12 protein-coding genes are annotated in these 14668 nt (G+C 58.9%); 6 read left to right on the top strand and 6 right to left on the bottom strand.

Annotated elements, in window-relative coordinates; translation table 11 throughout:
• The first annotated feature begins 46 nt into the window (after positions 1-46).
• Positions 47-2461 (top strand): endopeptidase La, encoded by a 2415-nt coding sequence (gene lon, locus H4684_RS01490; protein ID WP_092189310.1) that lies wholly within the window; start codon positions 47-49, stop codon positions 2459-2461.
• An 83-nt stretch (positions 2462-2544) separates the two neighbouring features.
• Here lon and H4684_RS01485 read toward each other — a convergent pair whose 3' ends face one another.
• From H4684_RS01485 to H4684_RS01475, 3 genes are all read right to left on the bottom strand, one after another.
• Positions 2545-5784: a PAS domain S-box protein gene (locus tag H4684_RS01485; RefSeq protein WP_192622594.1), complete on the bottom strand. Its 3240-nt coding sequence runs from the start codon at positions 5782-5784 to the stop codon at positions 2545-2547.
• A 105-nt stretch (positions 5785-5889) separates the two neighbouring features.
• The gene (locus H4684_RS01480; protein WP_092189314.1) at positions 5890-6366 is read right to left on the bottom strand and encodes a CBS domain-containing protein; all 477 of its coding nucleotides are present in this window, start codon (positions 6364-6366) and stop codon (positions 5890-5892) included.
• Between the two features lie 52 nt (positions 6367-6418).
• Positions 6419-7669, bottom strand: a complete 1251-nt coding sequence (locus H4684_RS01475; protein ID WP_092189316.1) for an HD domain-containing protein — start codon at positions 7667-7669, stop codon at positions 6419-6421.
• Positions 7670-7911: 242 nt separating this feature from the next.
• On the opposite strand from H4684_RS01475, the gene rplM reads away from it, so the two are divergent.
• The 3 genes from rplM (at position 7912) to H4684_RS01460 (ending at position 10108) form a co-directional block, all read left to right on the top strand.
• Entirely contained in the window at positions 7912-8340 is a 429-nt protein-coding gene (gene rplM, locus H4684_RS01470) for a 50S ribosomal protein L13 (protein WP_092189319.1), read from the top strand.
• 18 nt (positions 8341-8358) lie between these two features.
• Positions 8359-8751, top strand: a complete 393-nt coding sequence (gene rpsI / locus H4684_RS01465; protein ID WP_012805263.1) for a 30S ribosomal protein S9 — start codon at positions 8359-8361, stop codon at positions 8749-8751.
• 76 nt (positions 8752-8827) lie between these two features.
• Positions 8828-10108 carry a radical SAM protein gene (locus H4684_RS01460; protein WP_192622593.1) on the top strand — a complete coding sequence of 427 codons (1281 nt, stop codon included), beginning with the start codon at positions 8828-8830 and terminating at the stop codon, positions 10106-10108.
• 119 nt (positions 10109-10227) lie between these two features.
• Here the strand turns inward: H4684_RS01460 and purM are convergent, their stop codons facing one another.
• Positions 10228-11289: a phosphoribosylformylglycinamidine cyclo-ligase gene (gene purM / locus H4684_RS01455; RefSeq protein WP_092189323.1), complete on the bottom strand. Its 1062-nt coding sequence runs from the start codon at positions 11287-11289 to the stop codon at positions 10228-10230.
• 40 nt (positions 11290-11329) lie between these two features.
• Here purM and H4684_RS01450 point away from each other — a divergent pair, with 40 nt between their 5' ends.
• Entirely contained in the window at positions 11330-11668 is a 339-nt protein-coding gene (locus H4684_RS01450) for a hypothetical protein (RefSeq protein WP_143077824.1), read from the top strand.
• 3 nt (positions 11669-11671) lie between these two features.
• On the top strand, positions 11672-12703 hold the full coding sequence (amrS, locus tag H4684_RS01445; RefSeq protein ID WP_192622592.1) for an AmmeMemoRadiSam system radical SAM enzyme: 1032 nt from the start codon (positions 11672-11674) through the stop codon (positions 12701-12703).
• A gap of 21 nt (positions 12704-12724) precedes the next feature.
• Here the strand turns inward: amrS and H4684_RS01440 are convergent, their stop codons facing one another.
• Positions 12725-13228 carry a cob(I)yrinic acid a,c-diamide adenosyltransferase gene (locus H4684_RS01440; RefSeq protein WP_192622591.1) on the bottom strand — a complete coding sequence of 168 codons (504 nt, stop codon included), beginning with the start codon at positions 13226-13228 and terminating at the stop codon, positions 12725-12727.
• Positions 13219-14499: an amidohydrolase gene (locus tag H4684_RS01435; RefSeq protein WP_192622590.1), complete on the bottom strand. Its 1281-nt coding sequence runs from the start codon at positions 14497-14499 to the stop codon at positions 13219-13221. The genes H4684_RS01440 and H4684_RS01435 overlap by 10 nt, the downstream gene beginning before the upstream one ends.
• Positions 14500-14668 lie beyond the last annotated feature (169 nt).

Below are 14668 nucleotides of genomic sequence, written 5' to 3'. Positions count from 1 at the left end.
TTCGCGACTTGAAACAACGCGAATACAACACCACGAGGAGACCTCAATGAGCGAAGAAAAATCGTTTTCCCCGGAAAAAGACGAACTTCAGGGCGAAAATTCAGATACAGCCAGTGCCGACAGTTCCGTTCAGGAAGCGGAAATCCCTACCACCATGCCTCTTTTGGCGGTCAGGGACATTGTCGTCTTCAATTACATGATCCTGCCCCTGTTCGTCGGACGTGAAAAAAGCGTGCAGGCAGTGGACGCGGCGCTCAACGGCAGCCGCTACATCTTCATCAGCACGCAAAAGGACGAGGGCGTGGACGATCCCTCTCCCGAGGATCTTTACGCCACCGGCACCGTGGCCATGATCATGCGCATGCTCAAGATGCCCGACGGCCGACTCAAAGTCCTGGTCCAGGGCCTGACTCGCGCCAGAATCACCGAATTCGTGCAGCACGATCCCTTCGACATGGTCAAGATCGAGACCATCGACGAACTCGTGGTTGAAAATCCCGGCCCCGAAGAGGAAGCCTTGCTGCGTTCGGTCAAGGAACAGAGCGAAAAAATCCTGACCCTGCGCGGCATCGACGCCGGCGAGATCATGAACGTGCTCAACGCCGTGAACGAGCACGGCCGCCTGGCCGACCTGGTCGCATCCAACCTGCGCATGAAGTCCTCCGAGGCCCAGCGCATCCTGGAAAGCCATGACCCCATCGAACGGCTGAACCTGGTCAACTCCCAGCTGGTCAAGGAAGTGGAAGTGGCCTCCATGCAGGCCAAGATCCAGAGCATGGCCAAGGAAGGGATGGACAAGGCCCAGCGCGAATATTTCCTGCGCGAGCAGCTCAAAGCCATCCGCCGCGAGCTTGGCGACAAGGGCGGTGAAGGCGAGGAGATGGAAGAGCTCAGAAAAACACTGAACTCCCTTGGCCTGCCCAAGAAGGTAAAAAAAGAGGCCGACAAGCAGCTCTCGCGACTTGAGTCCATGCATCCCGACAGCTCGGAAGCGACCATCCTGCGAACCTATATCGACTGGCTCATCGACCTGCCCTGGAAAAAGACGTCCAAGGACCGGCTTGACATCAAGGAAGCGGGCAAGATCCTCCATGAGGACCACTACAACCTTGAAAAGGTCAAGGAGCGCATCCTCGAATACCTGAGCGTGCGCAAGCTCAATCCGTCCATGAAGGGCCCGATCCTGTGTTTCGTAGGCCCTCCCGGAGTCGGCAAGACGTCGCTTGGCAAGTCCATCGCCAGATCCCTCGGGAGAAAATTCGTGCGCATGTCGCTGGGCGGAATGCGTGATGAGGCCGAGATCCGAGGACACCGCCGCACCTACATCGGCGCCATGCCCGGCCGTATCATCCAGTCCATGAAGGACGCCGGAACGATCAATCCGGTCATCATGCTCGACGAAATCGACAAGCTCGGCAACGATTTCAGGGGCGATCCGTCCTCGGCGCTGCTGGAGGTGCTCGATCCGGAACAGAACAACTCCTTCACGGATCATTACCTCAACGTGCCCTACGATCTGTCGAAGGTCATGTTCATCTGCACGGCCAACATGCTCGATACCATCCCGTCGGCCCTTTTGGACCGCATGGAAGTGATCCGCATCCCCGGCTACACGGAACAGGAGAAGACCATCATCGCGCGGCGCTACCTCCTGACCAGACAGATCAAGGAAAACGGTCTCACGAGCGACACCCTGATCATCTCCGACGCGGTTCTGGCCGAAATCATCAGAGGCTACACGCGAGAGGCGGGCCTGCGCAACCTGGAGCGGGAGATCGGCTCCATCTGCCGCAAGTACGCGCGCCGGGTGGCCGAGGGCAAGAAGGGCCCGTTCCGCGTGACCACGTCGGCGCTCGTAAAGCTTCTGGGGCAGCCCAAATTCATGGATGAGGAGCGCGAAAGCTCCATGCCTCCCGGCGTGGCCCTGGGTCTGGCCTGGACGCCTTACGGCGGCGAGATCCTGCACATCGAGTGCAGCCTTTTGCCGGGCAAGGGCAAGCTCATCCTGACCGGAAAGCTCGGCGAGGTGATGAAGGAAAGCGCCCAGGCGGCTCTGAGCTATGCGCGCACCAAAAGCGCAAGTCTGCAGCTTGCCGATGACTTCTTCGACACGCACGACATTCACATCCACGTCCCGGCCGGAGCCACGCCCAAGGACGGACCGTCCGCCGGCGTGACCCTGGTCACGGCGCTCATGTCGGCCATCAGCAATGAACCGGTGGCCTCGGATGTGGCCATGACCGGCGAAATCACCCTGCGCGGACGGGTCATGCCGGTTGGCGGCATCAAGGAAAAAATCCTGGCGGCGGTCAGCCACGGGGTCAAGAAGGTGCTCATCCCGGCCCGAAACGCCCACGACCTGGACGAAATTCCCAAGGAACTCAGAAAACGCATCACGGTCAAAACCGTGGAAACCATCGACGAAATCTGGCCGGAAGTGCGCTCCCTGAAAAGCGAATGATCCAGCCCCTCGCTTAAAAATGAAAACCCCCGTGACACCAACATGTCGCGGGGGTTTTCATTTGCCGTGCCCGGAAGCGCGGCTCATGCCCGGCCGAGGTTCGGGCCTTGTTCCAGAGATGCGCTGGCGGGCAGATCGATGACAAATCTGGTACCGATGCCGGGCGTCGACTCCACCCACATTTTTCCGCCGTGCCCGCGAGTCACAATGAAGTAGGACACGGACAGCCCCAGACCCGTGCCGATGCCAGTAGGCTTGGTGGTAAAGAAGGGTTCGAAGATCCGGCGCATGACCTCGGCGGGCATGCCCGCCCCGTTGTCCTCGATCTCGCAGCGTACGCCTAAGGCCGCGTTCGACAACCGGACCACGATTTTCGGATCTTCGGATCGGAATTCGCCCATGATCATGGCCTGGGCCGCATTGCGCAGCAGATTCAAAAAGACCTGCTCAAGTTCCGTCTCCGTGCACTCGACCGGCACAAGATCCGCGGCATAATCCTTGACGATGCGGATTTGTTTGAAATCGAAGCTCTTCTTCAGGTCATAGTCGTTTTGCGCCAGGGTCAGGGCCCGGTCCACTATGACCGGCAGCGAGCAAACCGCGCGTCTGGATTCGCTGCGTCGACTGAAATCGAGCATGTGCCGGATGATGTCCGCCGCGCGCAAGGCAGCGTCCTGCATGTCCTGCACAAATGTCAGGATTTTGCGCTCCTGCATGTATTTTTCAAGTTGCGCCATATCCAGGCCGATGCTCTTGGCCACTTCGATATTCCTGTGAAAATCGGGACGTGTGCGCTGCACCAGATTCTGCGCGCTCTGCACGATGATTCCCAGCGGATTGTTGATCTCATGAGCGACTCCGGCCGCGATGCCACCCACCGAGACCATCTTCTCGCTCTGGATCATCATCTCCTGCATGCGCTTGAACTCGGTCACATCCCGTATCACGGCCAGAAGATAGCGTTCCATGCCGAGACTTATGAACTGGCCCGAAACGCTGCACGGCACATGAGCGCCGTCCTTGCGCCGGAATTCGATTTCCATATTGCTGATCTGGCCGGTTCTCTTCAGCCGTTCGATCACCCGCCCGCGACTTTCAGGATCGACGAACAGACCGATCTCAAGGGCGCTCCTGCCCACAAGCTCATCCTGGCGATATCCTGTGAGCCGTGCGTACGCGTCATTGACTTCAACCAGCAGGCCGCTGTCCGGGTCCGACAGCGAAATGGCGTCAGGGGAGAGCTTGAAAAGACGCGAAAATTTTTCCTCGGATTGACGCAGCCGCTCCTCCGTGCGTTTGCGCTCGGTGATGTCGCGAAAAATCCCCTCGACTCCAAGAACGGCGCCCTGCTCGTCGTGGTAAAGCCCGCTCGATGTGGCCACGAGCACCGGCTCGCCGTCCTTGCGCTTCAAGACCACCTCGAAGTCGGCCACAAAACCCTGGGCTTGAATACGCTGCAAAAAATTCCGACGTTCCTCGGGTTCGAACCAGAATTCCTCGTTCAATCGTCCGAGCATCTCCTCGGTGCTTTCGTAACCCAGCAGGCGGGCCCCCGACGGACTGACCATGGCGAGCCGACCCTCGGCGTCGGTGCGATAGAAGACGTCATGAATATTGTCGATGACCGAGCGATAGAGCTTCTCGCTCTTGCGCAAGGCCTCTTCGGCCTTCCTGCGCTCGGTATAGTCGAAAAGCAGGGAGAGCATGACCTCCCGTCCCTGAAGAATGATAATCTCGGCGGACCAGAGGACGGAACGCGCGCTGCCCGTACTGGTCAGAAACTCGATGGGAAACTCCTTGAAGGATCCCTCCTTGCGCAGAATTGCAATGGCCCTGTCCCTGAGGTCCGTGTCCGCCCATATCCCGACTTCCTTGGAGGTTCGACCGATCTGGTCCTCCTTGGCATAGCCGAGCATCTCCACCCACCGGGCATTGACGTCGATGAAACGGCCGGTGGCGATATCGGAGATGACCAAGGGCGCAGGACTCGAATGAAAGGCCTTTGCGAAGCGTTCCTCGCTCTGACGCAGCAGTTCCTCGGCTTCCTTGCGCTCGGTGACATCACGTCCAACGCCGACGATGGCCTCGATTTCTCCCGTTTTCCCGAGAATGGCCGAATCGTTCCATGCGAACCAGCGCCAACCGTCGACAGTCATGGCGCGCTGTTCCATGTAGGCAGTGTGAGGCGGGACATGCAGCGCCTTCATGGCCTCTTCGGTGGCGGCCACGTCATCCGCATGAATGAGCGGCATGAAGGTAGAATTCAGCAACTCGGCCTCGGATTTACCAAAGGTTCGGCAATACGCGGGGCTCACGTAAAGAAAGCGCCCCTCCAAATCGACCTTGACCAGCAGGTCAGTCTGATGCTCCACAAGAAGTCTGTATTTTTCCTTTCTCTCACCCGCCTCACGCACAGATTCCGCCAACTCTGCCGTTTTAGCCTGGACCCGTCTGCGCAGAAGGAAATTCCACAGAAAAACGCCCACAAGTATTGAGCTCAGAATTCCGAACACCAGGACGATCATGCTCCAAGGCAAAGCTGCCTGAACGGGATGACCGGACCATTCGTCCATGATCGCATCAATTTCGGACTCCGTGATTTGATCGAAACCGCCCTGTATCACGCCCAGAAGCTCGGTATTGTTCTTGCGCACCGCCCCGTGGACGGTCTGTGTCGAAACCAGTTCCAAGGCCTGACGAAACTCGGCGCTGCCCGCATGTTGGGCCAGATAATGCCGCGCCACCGGCACGTCCGAGATAAACACCTTGATCTCACCTGAAATTGCCGCCCCGACAAGCTCGCGCGTCCCGGAAAACGTGGCGAACCGCAACTCCGGATAACGGGACAGGGCCACGTCCCGGGCAGCGTCCCCGCCGACGATCCCTACCGAAAATCCGGCAAGATCCTTGACGTTCTTGATCCCCCCAAGCTGGTCATGAAAGAATATGCCGGATGGAATGACAGTGATCTGCGACGTCAGGTCGAACACCTCTTCACGCTCCGGCGTCCGTGCCATCCCTCCAATCGCATCGGCCTTTCCTTCCCTGACCGCGTCCAGGGCGGCGCTCCACTCCATGAGCTTAAATTCGACGGCAATGCCGGTCTTTCTGCTCCACAGTTCCCAGACATCGACCAGAATCCCCTTGGGACTACCCGAGGCATCGAGAAACATGTACGGGGGGTAATCCCTGTCATCCGCCACAACAATTTTATCGGGAGCAGCCAGCGCGCCCGAGACAGGAACAAGCAGGGAGAAGAGGACAAGAAGCGCGTGTGCCCAAAGACAGATCGCGAAGCTTACGTCCTTTTTATTGCAGCGCATTGTGGCAGCTCACTTTCGAAGGAAACGCCGGGAGCGGAAGCATGGCGGGATCCTTTGGGAAAAAATATCACGGCGAGCCGGTTGCAACGGCCCGCCGCATGCGAACTAGGGCATCAGGGAATCACTGATTTCCTTGAACAGATCGGCCATGCAGACCACGCCGATGATCTTGCCTCCCTCCTCGACCACTGCGCGTCCGCGACGGTAGTCGAGAAAAACCTCAAGCACGCGGGCCAGCGGATCGTTGGGCTTCAGCATGGGGATGTCATGTTGCAGGCAGTCCGAGATGCGGACCTGGGAGCAGCTGCGGCAGGCATGGGCAAAGGCGCTGTCCCAGTCCACCTCGTTGCCGTCCAGGACGGACCCCTTGAGCAGGCACGGGCCAATGCCCTGGATCAGGTTCCACATGGAAAGCACGCCAATGAATTTGTCGTTTTTTGAAAAAACCAGCACGAAACTGGTGTCCGCCTGTTTGGCGCGAATTTGGCGCAGGGCGGTGATGGCCTCGGAAAGGCTCGCGTCCTCGCGCACGAACGCAAAATCCTCACGCATGATATCCCAGACCCGCTTGCGTAACATCATGATTATACCCCTGTTTAATGATAAGGAAGAAAGTGCCCGGCCCCGAACTCACTCAATCGAAATCGGCCAGCAGCGCGCCGATGTGCAATTCCTCAGTCAGCGACTGGTTCTGATACAGTGTCCTGATCCGCCACGAAGCCTGTTGCAGATGGGCGTTGGTGATGCCGTTGGCCAGAGCGGTGTAGGCTTCGAGAAAGGCGGCCAGATGATCGCACACCTTGAGCATTCTGCCGTCCTTGGGGCAGAATTCGTCACGGTTGTACGGCCCCTGCAACTGCTCCCAGCTCACGACTTTCGCCCGTCCGTCCTGCATGATGGTGGACTCGAACTCCGAGCCTACCTCGATGCCCAGAAAATACTCCAGCCGATCCACAAGCCCCCCATACACAGAACGGTCGAGAATGGAAAAGAGGCGGCGTTCAAGTTCCCGGCCTTCGTATTCACGGATCAGATCCCCGATGCCCTGAACCGAACTCTTGACCGGCGAGATGATATCGCGGGTCAAGAGTTCCGGGATATCGTGAAACAGCCCGGCATAGAAATTATTTTTTCTGCGCACCGGACAAGCGCCAACGGCGATGCTGAAAAAATAGGCCAGACAGGCCACGATGAACATATGCCCGAGGACGGAAGTCTCGGGGATGCGCGGGGTCTGGGACCAGCGTTTCTGAAAACGCAGCTGCCCGCACATGAAGGCGAATTTCCCGAGCCGGGTGCTCGGCCCCTCGATCAGCTGGCGCACGCCGGTCAGATCCAGATGCGCCTCCAGGCCGCGCCTGAAATTGTCCTCGATATCGTCCATTTCCTCATCCCACTTGTTCATGTCCCGGATAAGGTGGAACTCCCATCTGCTGGCGAAGAGATGCGCTGCGTCGAGAATCCGCGAGGCCAGGCTCTGGTCGCCGCTGACCTGCCGTTCGAAATGGTCCTTCATGCCATCCCAGAAATCCTTGCCCAGAGGCTGGACGCGCGGCTGTAATTCATTGAGCACCCAGGCCGTAAGTTTCTGATAATGGGCCGGATTGGACTTGATCTGATAGAAGATGGGCGGCTTGATGTCGGTTATGACCAGGCGATAAAGGTAATCGTAAATTCCGCCGCGCACGATGTCTTCGCCAAGGGCGGCCCTGTCCCCGGGGGAAAGATTCTGGGAATTGAGTTCGAAAAGCAGCCAGGCGACGATCATCTTGTGGGCCTGCTTGTCGACCTCAACAAGTTCCATGGGACGCATCTTGTCGTTCCAGCGCTTCATGAAACTTCCGGAAAAAACAAGTTGAAGCAAACCCTTGCGTATACTAGGCACTCTAGGCCTCCCCATGATGCCGCGTCAGGCCGGCGGATGAAATTTTTTCTCAAAAAAACAAGAAAAATACTTTACAAGCAGGCACAGGAAAGATAGCTCTTTCTTCCCTTATCCCACACGCATTGTTTCGTTACGTTGTAGCGGTTACGGTGGTAAAGCACAACCATTTGTGCATGTTACCTCCGATCTCAAGGTTGAAAGCACCCGCAACGACTCGGGTTTATCAGGCAGGAGCCACAGAAATGAAGACGTACAGTCCCAAAGCAAGTGAACTGACCCACAAATGGTACCTTGTCGACGCCAAGGACAAGGTCCTGGGCCGACTTGCAACGGAAATAGCAACCCGCCTCCGGGGAAAACACAAGGCCGAGTTCGCCCCGCACATGGATAACGGTGATTTCATCATCGTCATCAACGCGGACAAAATCAAAGTAACCGGCCAGAAGGCTTCCCAGAAGACCTACTACCGTTATACCGGTTATGTAGGCGGCCTTCGGGAAACCACTCTGGAAGAGATGATGGTCAAAAGCCCGGAAACGGTCATCACCAAGGCGGTCAAAGGCATGCTGCCCAAAAGCGCATTGGGCTTTCAGCTGATCAAAAAACTGAAAGTATACACCGGCACGGAACATCCTCACCAGGCACAGCAGCCTGAAGTGCTGGACATCTAATCAGGGATGGAGAAGATTATGAGTCAAGATTTCTTCTACGGTACCGGCAAAAGAAAGACATCCGTTTCCCGGACCAGACTGTATAAAGGCACAGGGACCATCACTGTCAACGGTCGCGAACTGGGTGACTACTTTCCCCGGGCCACGTTGCAGATGATCATTCGTCAGCCCCTCAAGCTGACCAAAACCCTCGAAAAATTCAACATCGCCTGCCGTGTCACCGGCGGCGGTCTTTCCGGACAGGCTCAGGCCGTGCGTCATGGCATCAGCCGCGCCCTGCTTGAATTCGATCCGGAAATGCGCGGCGTGCTCAAGCGTGCCGGTTTCCTGACCCGCGATTCCCGCGTCAAGGAAAGAAAGAAGTACGGCCAGCGCGCTGCCCGTGCCCGGTTCCAGTACTCCAAGCGTTAATCGCCCTCTGGTTTTCGAACACACTGGGGCAGAGGTGCACGCGCACCTCTGCCTTCTTTTTTTCAAGGAGCGCCCTGTGAGCAGCAAAAAAATCCAGCCGGTCATGGTTTTCGCGGATGCGGACGGCAATGTTTACGACCACCCCGACCTGCTCATGCTCGTGCGCCGGGGCCGCGAACTGACCCTGCCCCGCCCGGACGAGCTGATTCCCCTGCCCGAAGGCAGCGACCTGTATCTTTTGCCCGGCCGTCACGCCCTGGGCCTGGACCCCGAGACTGGCAAGGCCGAGGCCATGGAAGAGCGGGCCGTGGCCGCCTTTGTCTGCCCGTCCTATACGCTCTCCGCCTCGGCGGCCTACCTGCCTGACACCGACGCACCCAAGCTGCCGTTGTTCGCATACGGAGCCATCGGTTTCGCCAAGGACAAATTCTGGGTCGCGGCCACCCAGGTCGACAAGGACAGAAGACAGGTCTTCACCCAGGTCGCGCCGGAACGGATCACCAAGGGCGCCCAGGATCTGCTGAAGCGCTATCCCGAAAACCGGCTGATCTCCCATCTTTCGCGCTGCGCCCTGACCTTTTGCTGCCCGGCCGCCAAAAACCTGGCCCTGGGCCGGTTCGAGGCGCCCCTGCCTACGGCCAAGGCCTGCAATGCCCGCTGCTACGGCTGCATCTCGCACCAGCCGCTGGACTCAGGCTTTCCGTCCTCCCAGAACCGCATTGATTTCACCCCCACGGCGAAAGAAATTGTCGAGATCATGCAGCTACACTCCAAGCGGGCCAAGAATCCGGTCATGTCCTTCGGGCAGGGCTGTGAAGGCGAACCCCTGACGGAAGCCGCGCTCCTGACCGAAGCCATCGCCCTCTTCCGTGGTGCGGGCGGCCGGGGCACGGTCAACATCAACACCAACGCGAGCCTGCCGGATACCATGCCAGGCCTTGCCAAGGCCGGCCTCGATTCCATCCGGGTCAGCCTGAACAGCGCGCGGGAGTCCGTCTACAACAGCTACTACCGGCCCCACGGCTACACCTTCGCCGACGTCCGCCGCACCATCGTCACGGCCAAGGAGCACGGACTTTTCGTGTCCCTCAACTACCTTTTCTTCCCCGGCGTAAGCGACGTGGAAAGCGAACTCGAAGCCCTGACCGATCTCGTCGCCTCCGCCCGGCCCGACTACATCCAGATGCGCAACCTGAGCCTCGACCCCGAGCTTTACCTGGGTTGTGTCGGAGACCCGACCGAGCCGTCCATGGGCCTTGGCAATTTCATGAAACGACTCAAAAAAGCCTGCCCCTGGATCAATTACGGCTATTTCAACCCCTATATCGAGAACAAGACCCCCCTGCTCTGGACATAGCCGCCGCCTGCGCACAACCGGCCTTCCAAAAAGCCAAAAAGAACCCCGCCTGGAAAACCGGACGGGGTTCAAACATTTCTCGGGAAGAAAACGGCGGCCCTTGTCGCCTTGCCGTCAGCTCATGCGTCGGCGACGGGAAAATCTATGCGGACCTGCTCCTCGCCGTCGACACGCTCGACAATCTCGCCGATTATCCAGGCGTCCTGCTTCAGTGCGCCCAGCCGGTGCACCACATCCTTGGCCACGTCCTTCTTGACGACCATGATATAGCCGATGCCGCTGTTGAAAATCTGCAGCATCTCCTCCCAGGAGAGGTCCCCCTGGGTCCGCAGCCATTCAAAAACGGGCGGGATGCTCCAGGAGCCGAAACGGATCTGCGCGGTCACGCCCTTGGGCAGGATGCGCACGATGTTATCGTAGAAGCCACCGCCGGTGACATGGACCATGCCATGAATTTCCCAGTCCCGCATGACGTTGCGCACGGCTTCGACATAGATGCGGGTTGGCGTGAGCAGAACTTCGGCCACGGTCTGATCCGTGCCGGGAAAAATGTCGGCGGGCTGCAGGCCGGAGCGCTCATAGATCTTGCGTACAAGGGAGTACCCGTTGGAATGCACGCCCGAAGAGGCCAGGCCGATAATGATGTCGCCCACGCCGATGCTCGAACCGTCCACGACCTTGTCATTGTCGACCATGCCGACGCAGAACCCGGACAAGTCGTATTCGCCGTCGGCGTAAAAATCGGGCATCTCGGCGGTTTCACCGCCGATGAGGGCGCACTGGCCTTCCTTGCAGCCGTCGACGATGCCCTTTATGACCGCTTCGGCCTTGTCGATATCAAGCTTGCCCGTGGCGAAATAGTCGAGGAAAAAAAGAGGCTTGGCACCCTGGACAATGATGTCGTTGACACTCATGGCCACCAGGTCGATGCCGACTGTGTCGTGTCTGTCGAACATGAAGGCCAGCTTGAGCTTCGTGCCCACGCCGTCGGTGGAAGCCACCAGCACCGGCTCGTTGACCATGGACATGGACGGCTTGAAAAGCCCGCCGAATCCTCCAATATCGTTGACAACGCCCTTGGTGTAGGTCGATGCCACCAGAGACTTGATCCGGGACACGAACGTGTTGCCCGCTTCTATATCGACTCCGGCATCCTTGTAGGCCTTGTCTCGCTGGGACATGTACAACTCCTTGTTTCTTCGCCTTCAACCAGCTACGTTAATGCAAATCATTCTTCATCTGGAGGCCAAGTTGCATAATCTCACGGCTGAACCAAGTAAAGCAAAAAACACGTCGTTGGCAAGGTCGATCCTTGTGCCGGCCTGTCTTTTCATTTTCATGGGGCAGGCTGCCCTGGCTGGCATCACCATTGATTCCGGCGCACAAAAGGACACCGTGATGCAAACCGGCAGGGCAGGTAGCGATGACGGGAGCATCCTCATCCATTCGGACCCCGACAACGGCTCGCTGATTCTGGTCTCGCCGCCGCCTGCTCCCCCGCAGGAAGATTCAGACCTTGAGCCCGTCATCATCGTTCCTGAAATCAACATCAAGGAGTAGGTCATGAAGACACCAGCGCTACTCTGGCGATCATTGGAAGACAGCGCCGTGCAATGTCAACTCTGCGCCCATTTCTGCCGCATCGAAGATGGAACACGCGGTCAGTGCGGGGTACGCGAAAACAGGAGCGGCCAGCTCTTTTCCCTGTCTTCTGACAAGGTCGCGGCCCTGAACCTCGATCCGGTGGAGAAAAAACCCCTCTTTCATTTCCTGCCCGGGACCAAAACTCTTTCCCTTGGCACCCAAGGCTGCAATCTGGCCTGCGCGTTCTGTCAAAACGCGAGCCTTTCCCAGCCTCCCCGGCAGGGCAAGGCGCTCAGCGGAGAGGCCATCCCGCCTCGGGAGATCATCCGCATGGCGCAGACATCGGGGGCCGCGTCCGTGGCCTACACCTATTCCGAGCCCACCATCTTTTTCGAACTCATGCGCGAAACCGCGATCATGGTCCGGGAAGCAGGCCTGGCCAACATCATGGTCAGCAACGGTTTCCAGAGTCCGCAATGCCTCGATGCACTGGGCGACCTGATCCAGGCCGTCAACATCGACATCAAATCCTTCCGCGAGGAATTCTACCGCGACATCTGCGCCGCACGTCTGGGGCCGGTGCTCAAAAACCTGACGCACATGAAAAGACTGGGCTGGCACATCGAAACCACCACCCTTATCATCCCGGACCTGAACGACTCGGACCGGGAACTGACCGAAATCGCCCGCTTCGTGCACGACGAACTGGGCAAGGATACTGCCTGGCACGTCTCGCGCTTCCACCCCTGCCACCAGATGCTTGACCACGCGCCAACGCCGCTGGACACGCTGAAGCGGGCCTACGATATAGGACGAGCCGCCGGGCTCTCCCATGTCTTTGTCGGCAACGTGCCGGGATCGGACCTGGAGAACACCATCTGCCCCGGGTGCGGACAGATGGTCGTGGAACGGGTCGGCTTCACCATCCTGCGCAACAGGCTGCAGCGGGGCGTATGTCCCGGATGCGGAGAAGTCGTCATCAGGCCGGAAAATCTGGGGAAGGGCGATTAAAAAACAGCCGGAGCGGATTCCCTAAAATTCAATCCCGCGACGGGCCTTGCCGCCCTGGGCGTAAACGTGCTTGACCTCGGTGATGTCCGAAACGATGTCGGCCAGCTCCACAATCCAGGACGGAGCGCCGCGCCCGGACAAGACCAGGTGGCACCCCTGGTCCTTGCAACGCGTGATCAGTTCCCGCACCTCATCGTCCATGAGCAGGCCGTGATTCAGGGCATACAGGGCCTCATCGAGGATCAGCATGTCCACACCCCGGTCAAGGAGCTCTCCTGCCCAGCGCAGAAGCTGCGTGGCCTTCTCGCGATGGGTGTCGAAATCGGTGTCGCGGTAAAAGCCCGCTCCCGAGGCCAGAAAACGCTCGCCAAGCAGCTTTGCCAGCATCTCCTGTTCACCGGCCTGATCACCCCGCTTCATGAACTGCCCAAAAGCCACGCCAAGCCCCTGCCCCAAGGCGCGAATGGCCTGGCCAACGCAGGCCGAGGTCTTGCCCTTGCCGTTGCCGGTATAGATCAGGAGCATGCGTCCCCCTCGGGCTCTTGCGGGGCGTTGAGCCGGGCCAGCGTCGCCCGGACCTGGGCCAGGATCTCTTCCTCGCCCTCGACCTTGCCGCCGAGCATGAGCACCCGGCCGTCACAGATGGTCGTGTCCACGCAGGAGCTGTTCGCGCTGTAGACGAGGTTGGAGGCAAGATGGTGCCCCGGAACCATGCGCACATGCTCCAGATTGACCAATATGCAGTCCGCGAGCTTGCCGGAGGCGATGCGGCCCGCGTCCAGGCCATACATGCGCGCCCCGTTCAGGGTGGCCGTGTCGAGGGCTTCCTGGGCGGGCATGGCGGTCGGGTCCATGGACGTGACCTTGGCCAGCAGGGAAGCGATCTTCATTTCCTCGATCATGTCCAGATTGTTGTTCGAAGAGCACCCGTCCGTGCCCAGGGCCACGGTGACTCCGTGAGCCTTCATGGCGACATGGTCGAACTGGCCGGAACAGAGCTTCATGTTCGAGACGGGACAGTGCACGACCTGCACCCCGTGCCGGGCCAGGAGTTCCATCTCGGTCCCGTCCATCCACACGGCATGCGCGAGGATCAGGTTCGGAGCCAAAAGACCCAGCTCGTGCAGATACTCCACCGGCCGTTTGCCATGTCTGGCCAGGCAATCCTCGACCTCTTTTTGCGTCTCCGAAAGGTGCAGATGCACCAGAAGCCCGTGGCGGTTCGCGTATTCCCCCAGCCAGCGCAGGGAGTCCGAGGACACGGTGTAGATGGCGTGAGGCCCGAGAATGAACTGGATGCGGTCCGGAAAGGCGGCACTGACGGCGTGCAGATCCATGACCTGACGCTTCATGGTCTCGGCGCGGACCGGGTCGTCGAAATCGAAAAAGGCGGCGGACAGGGCCGCGCGCATGCCCATCTCGGTCACGGCCCGGGCCGTGCCCTTCCAATGCCAGTACATGTCGGCGAAAAAAGTCGTTCCGGACTTGATCATCTCAAGGCAGGCCAGTTTCGCCCCCCAATAGATGTCGTCCTCGCCAAGTCTGGACTCGAAAGGCCAGATATGGTCGGCAAGCCAGGTGTGCAGATCCATGTCGTCGGCATAGCCGCGCATGAGCGTCATGGCGGCGTGGGTATGGGCGTTGTGGAAGGACGGCAGGATGGCCTTGCCCGACCCGTCGATGACAACGTCGGCGGACGAATCCACGTCCGTTCCGATGGAGTCGAAGCGATTGCCCTTGATGAGCACATCAACCAACTCTCCATTCAGGCGCACTTTTTTTATCAAGATACTCAAGAGGCCACCTCCGTTGTTTGGAGGTACCTGATAACGGCATCCCCCCGGCATTGTCCATAGAGAGGCCCTGACGCCGCCACCAAGACAATCGACATTTCCCGCGAATGCGTCCTTCTCTTTTGCCGCCGGCTCAATTATACTTTTGTGCACGAAATTCACGGAACACGAG

The sequence above is a fragment of the Desulfomicrobium macestii genome (assembly GCF_014873765.1).
Classification (GTDB): Bacteria; Desulfobacterota; Desulfovibrionia; order Desulfovibrionales; family Desulfomicrobiaceae; genus Desulfomicrobium; species Desulfomicrobium macestii.
Note: the sequence above shows the minus strand (reverse complement) of the source record. Positions and strands in the feature narration are given on the sequence as shown.